The organism is Methylomonas koyamae (assembly GCF_001644025.1).
Classification (GTDB): Bacteria; Pseudomonadota; Gammaproteobacteria; order Methylococcales; family Methylomonadaceae; genus Methylomonas; species Methylomonas koyamae_A.
In genome coordinates this window covers 1-5,345 of record NZ_LUUK01000125.1, presented here as the reverse complement: position 1 = coordinate 5,345, position 5,345 = coordinate 1, and the positions used below count along the sequence as shown (strand labels likewise).

The window sequence follows — 5,345 nt, the reverse complement described above, 5'->3', positions numbered from 1 at the left end:
ATTTCTCATTTTTGGTTAAAGCACGTTAAATTAACGTGAAGTGCAAACGTTAGCTATAAATCTAACGATTTTTCAAAATTAATCTTTCACCTTTTGTCTCCAAATAATAATCCCAGTAGTGTATAAAATTAAAGGCGCTAGCCCAGTTAAAAACCAAAGAGTTCGCCCGAAAATCCCAAACGCATCTCCACTATGTAGCGGCGCTATCAATGCAAGAAAGGATTGGCTAGTGGAATATTGATTGGGATCTTCAACCCCAAGTACTTCCCCACTATATTGATCTATCCAAACCATGCTATTTGGCCGTCTATTATTAAGCTCCCCAGTTTGCTTTTTTCCTACGACATACACTCCATTTGAGTTTACAGGGGTTTCGAGCCAACGTAGTTCCCCATTAGGAAAAACTTGATCAGCTAAAGCCAGTGCGTCGGAAATTGATATTTTTTTTCTACCTAAACTTGGGCCTGAGCTAGGGTTATTCGGAGAATCTACTTGATTAGCAATATCTTTTGAAAAAAAGCTAAAAACCGGCACAATATAATCGTGATAAGCGAAGGAAGCCCCCGTAATTGCAACAACAAACAAAATAGTCGCGCTAAAAATTCCAACAAACGTATGTAACGCGTAAACCGCACTTAAAAGTCGAATATTATATGGGGCGAGTGCCAGCGATTTCGACCTTAGAAATCTCGGTTTAACCATAAGTAAACCAGTAAGTATCAACAACGCAATAGGAAGTCCTAAGCCGCAGACAAATTTAAACATTCTTCGACTGATCTCAACATCAAAAAAGCGGGCCGTTAGTAAAGTCGCGTGAAGTTGATAAATGAAAGTACATACTGTCTGCCCCCAGAAGTGTTCCTCCATTATTTTACCTGTATGAGGATCAATTAATACCCTAAGCGGCATAAATTGTTTATTAGAGAACTCCTCTGGGTTCGGATATATTGCCCACAAATACTCACGACCATACCCTGGCATATACAATACCCACTTCCCATTTCGGTGAGGATGCCTAATACTAAGTTTTTTCATCAATAAATCTAAATCCAGTGGAGCGTAATTTTGATTAGAGCTCACTTTAGGCAAACTAAACTCTTCAAGCTCCCAGTGGATAACGTTGATGGAACCAGTCAGCCCAAGCAGCACAAATATAAAGCCAACAGTTAATCCAATATATCGATGAACATTAACCATTATAAATCTAAGTTTAATTTGCCCAGAATTTAACATTTTTTAGCTCGTTATTTCCGCATTTCTAAATCACATTAAGGATATAGCAAGGAATAAACAATAAATAACATCATATGTGATCAATACATTCCATTTTTCCTAGAACTCCAAGCGGATCGACCCAATGGCCGTTAACGGAGCGCCAGGATAAATTCCAACTCGAGGCGGGGCGTTTTGAAATGGATCAGTCGACTCATAATAAGCCTTATCGAGTAAGTTTCGAATATTGAATTGTGCTATCAGGCGTTTATTACCCAGTTTATAGCTATACGCCGTAAACGCATCTAATCTAGCATAGCCGGGCAAAACAAAAGTATTTTCATCATCACCCAAGCGCTGACCGGCGGCCACTAAACCCAGTCCAAAGCTCCATCCATTGAGAACATTATTATCATTTACATCATATTTTACCCATAAACTTCCAGAATGCTCTGGAACATTATTCATATCATGCCCTTGTAAACCTCGATTGTCTTTGGTTATGCGTGCATCGGTATAAGCGTAACTACCAATTATATTGAGGCCGCTAGTAATTCGTCCACTGATGTCAATTTCAATGCCCTGACTTCGAGCCTCACCAATTGGCGCTACTGCGTTAGGATCGGCGCTATTTTGATCTCTAGTCAAAATGTTTTGTTTTACTAAGTGATAGTAAGCTGCCGTTGCTGTTAATCGCCTATCAAAAATCTCAGTTTTAAAGCCAGCTTCGAATTGCTCACCGATTTCTGGGTCAATTGATTTTCCGGAATCAGTTACCCCATTGTTAGCCCCAAATGAAGTAGTCCAATTGCCGTAGATACCTAACCAATTCCACGGCTGGTATAACAAACCAAATCTCGGACTGAAACCTTCATCTCGAGTAGTCGGCAAGACAGCTTCAGCGGAGGTAATTGACGCCCCTCTACCTCTACCGGTCTTGGCCCAATCATACCGCCCTCCACCTAATATATGGACAGAGTCCCCCAAGGTGATTTGATCCTGCATATACAAGCCATACCATTCGTCTCTAAAATAGGAATAGTTTATCCCCGCTGGAAAGGGCGTTGCCAAAGCACTCTCAAAATAAGCTGGATCAATTCCGTAGACAGGGTTGTAAATATCAATTCCCAATCCTGAAATAGGGCGAATAAAATTTCCTCTAGTCCAGTACGTACCTGTAGATCTTGTAAAATCTAGCCCACTTAGTGTTTTGTGTCTTGCGCCAAGAAACTCAAAACTCCCTTCCAAATCCAAGTTTGAAGTGTAAGTTTCGGCATCTACTGTTTGTGCAAAAATATTACGCTGATATATTCGATTAGTAGTTGTAGGATCCAAAAAACTCGCAACTGTAAAAGCGTTTGCCGGTTTGATAGAAATATCTTCGCTGTCATTGAAAGTGGCTAAAAACCGATTTCTCAATTTCCATTGATCATTAAATGAATGAGATAAATCAAACCCTAAATTTACCTTCGATGTCTTATCCAAAGGATCATTTGGCTCGATATACGACCTACTTGTTGGTACCGGTGCGGGACGATCGCCAATAGCAAATAATCCCCTGTCACTTCGATGTTCTTGATATAGGCCCTCTACATCTACGGTAATCGATGTCGCGTCACTAGGCTTCCAGGTCAACGAAGGATGTATAAGCATTCGATCATTCAAATTAAAATCTCGGAACGAATTGTTATCTTGATAAGAACCGGTAAAACGATAGCTTACGGAACGATCCTCGGCTACGGCTCCTGTCGCATCCCATTCCGTTCTATAAAATTCGTAAGAACCGAACCTCTGTTCTAAAGAATAAAACGACTCGTCCCGTGGTTTTTTTGTTACCAAATTTATCAAGCCACCTGGGTCGATACGCCCGAACAGGATAGCCGCCGGCCCTTTGAGTACCTCAACACTTTCTAAATTTGCAGTGTCGAATTCCGTTGCAGCACCTATAGATAATCCGCTAGCGGAAAGTCCGTTACGAAAAACTCTTCCTGTTCTAAAGCCCCGGACAATAAACCCATTGCCCAATCCTAAGGTAGTCTGAGCCCTGACCCCGCTCACATTTTCCAAGGCATCCTTCAGGCGTGTGGTTTTTTGATCTTGTAAAACCGCTTTAGGAATCACCTGAACTGATATTGGAGTTTCGAATATCGGAGTATCTGTCTTTGTTGCAGTACCTATCTTCGGTTGACCATAATCTGCATCGCCCGTATTCGTAGCATCAAACACTGCCTGCCCAATAACCTGCACCGGCGGCATCATCGTCGGATCTTTACCTTCAGCCAATTGGGATCTTTCGATCGTCACTATATTATCCCCTGTTATCCGATAACTCAGGTCACTGCCTTTAAGCAACTGTTGCAACGCTTGTTCGGTTGTATAACTCCCTTTCAATCCACGGGATTTAACTTCACTTACTGTGTTCGCCGGGTAGTTAATATCTACTTTGGAAACTTCAGAAAACTCACTCAATGCACCCGTCATTGAACCCGCTGCAATATCGAATTGGTATACTTCGCTGTTGGGATTGGCAACAAGCGCTGATGTCTGTAGCAACCCGCTTATCAAAACGACTGATTTTAAAAATTGCCACCGGTTTGGCTCCTTGATTGATTCTCGGACAGTGATTATTAATAAATCTGGCGTTTTTCTGGGAAGAATCATGTTTAGTCTCAAAGGTTCTTTTGTATGCGAAGCCATATCGTTATCGGGTCATTTCGAATTCTTCAGTTACTGCTAGCTATTAGTTGACAGTAATCTTGCCGTTATTCAGTAAGAAGACGATCAACTCCTGAATTCACCTCCAAATTTTCTTCTACGCTTTCCGCAATGAATCCGCTCCTTAAAAAATACTCCCTATAGAGCCTTAGTAAATTGGCGTCGAATTCGCCGTATTCAGCCCCTACGGAGCTCAACACTTGTTGAGTCGCAAGACAGTTATAGCCGTTATCGACAGGACTTGATGTATCGATGGGCTCTTCTGCAAATAGGCTTAGCAATGGCTTTAACGCGAAGTCCTTCATAGTTTCCGCAGTGAAATGTATTGCACTTAGCCATTCGGGCATCGGCACCTTTCGTAGAGGGAGGTCTGTGTCAGAAAACCAATCCAACAACACATTCGCGGTCGGCGGTTTAGGATGGTTTAAATGGAAAATGCGGTTTTCCGCACAATCGGCCCTCGCCAAGGCGACGATGGCGCGGCTAATGTCGTCGACAGTCGCCATTTCCAGCTTGGCATCGCTATCCGGCGCCAAGCCCATTTGCACGCAGCCTTTGAGAATGCGGCATAAGAAATCATCGGTGTTCCATACACCGTTGCGCCGATCGCCGGCCACTGTCGCCGGGCGATAAACGGCCACGAAAAATCCGCGACAGCCTGCGGAGCGCATAATGGCTTCCGCGACCCATTTACTTTGCGCGTAGCCGCCGGCCAGGCTTCCGTTCAATAGCGGTTCGTCGCCTTCCGAAAATCCGGCGGAGCTGCTGGGTTTCCCGGAGAACACCGATAGCGTCGACACGTAATGTATGACTTTGGGACGCTCGGTTGCCGCCATGCGTAGAACTTCGACACTACCCAACACGTTTGCCGGCTTTAACGAGCCGTAGGGTTGTACGAAATTGACTAACGCACCGTTATGGAAAATTGCATCCGCAGTAGCCGAAATTTCCCGGTAACGTTCGCCGGTCAAACCCAATTTTTCAATCGCCAGATCGCCGCACACCGCAATGACACGCGACCACTCGACTCGGTCGTACAGTTCGTAACGCCTCAGCTGTGTTTGTAAGCGTGCCGTTGCCTGCGCCTCGTCTTCGGCTCGCACCAGGCAATAAACCTTGGCATCCGTTTGCTCCAGCAATTCGACTAACAAAAAGGCTCCAAGAAAACCGGTTGCGCCGGTCAACATGACTACCTGAGATTGATCGAGCGGCAAAGGCTGCGTCGGCAGAGGGCAAATGTCGCTGCCCAATCGACTGTCCATCAGCAAATCGATGTCGGCATCGGAAATGTCTCCAGCGAGCCAAGCTGCTTGCTGAACGATTGTTGGATGTTCGAACACCATTTTGACCGGAAATTTTTGCTGTAATCTTTTTTCGCCAGAAAACGCCAATTGTGTGGCCAACAAGGAATGCCCGCC

The 5,345-nt window shown here is 44.2% G+C and carries 3 protein-coding genes; all 3 read right to left on the bottom strand.

Annotated elements, in window-relative coordinates; translation table 11 throughout:
* Window positions 1–78: 78 nt before the first annotated feature.
* Entirely contained in the window at window positions 79–1,233 is a 1,155-nt protein-coding gene (locus tag A1355_RS09320) for a PepSY-associated TM helix domain-containing protein (RefSeq protein ID WP_064027293.1), read from the bottom strand.
* A 99-nt stretch (window positions 1,234–1,332) separates the two neighbouring features.
* A complete protein-coding gene (locus A1355_RS09315) occupies window positions 1,333–3,873 on the bottom strand; it encodes a TonB-dependent siderophore receptor (protein WP_082885459.1) in 2,541 nt (846 codons plus the stop codon).
* A 101-nt stretch (window positions 3,874–3,974) separates the two neighbouring features.
* Window positions 3,975–5,345, bottom strand: a 1,371-nt coding sequence (locus A1355_RS09310; protein ID WP_231883617.1) for a thioester reductase domain-containing protein, incomplete at its 5' end; no start/stop codon positions are given.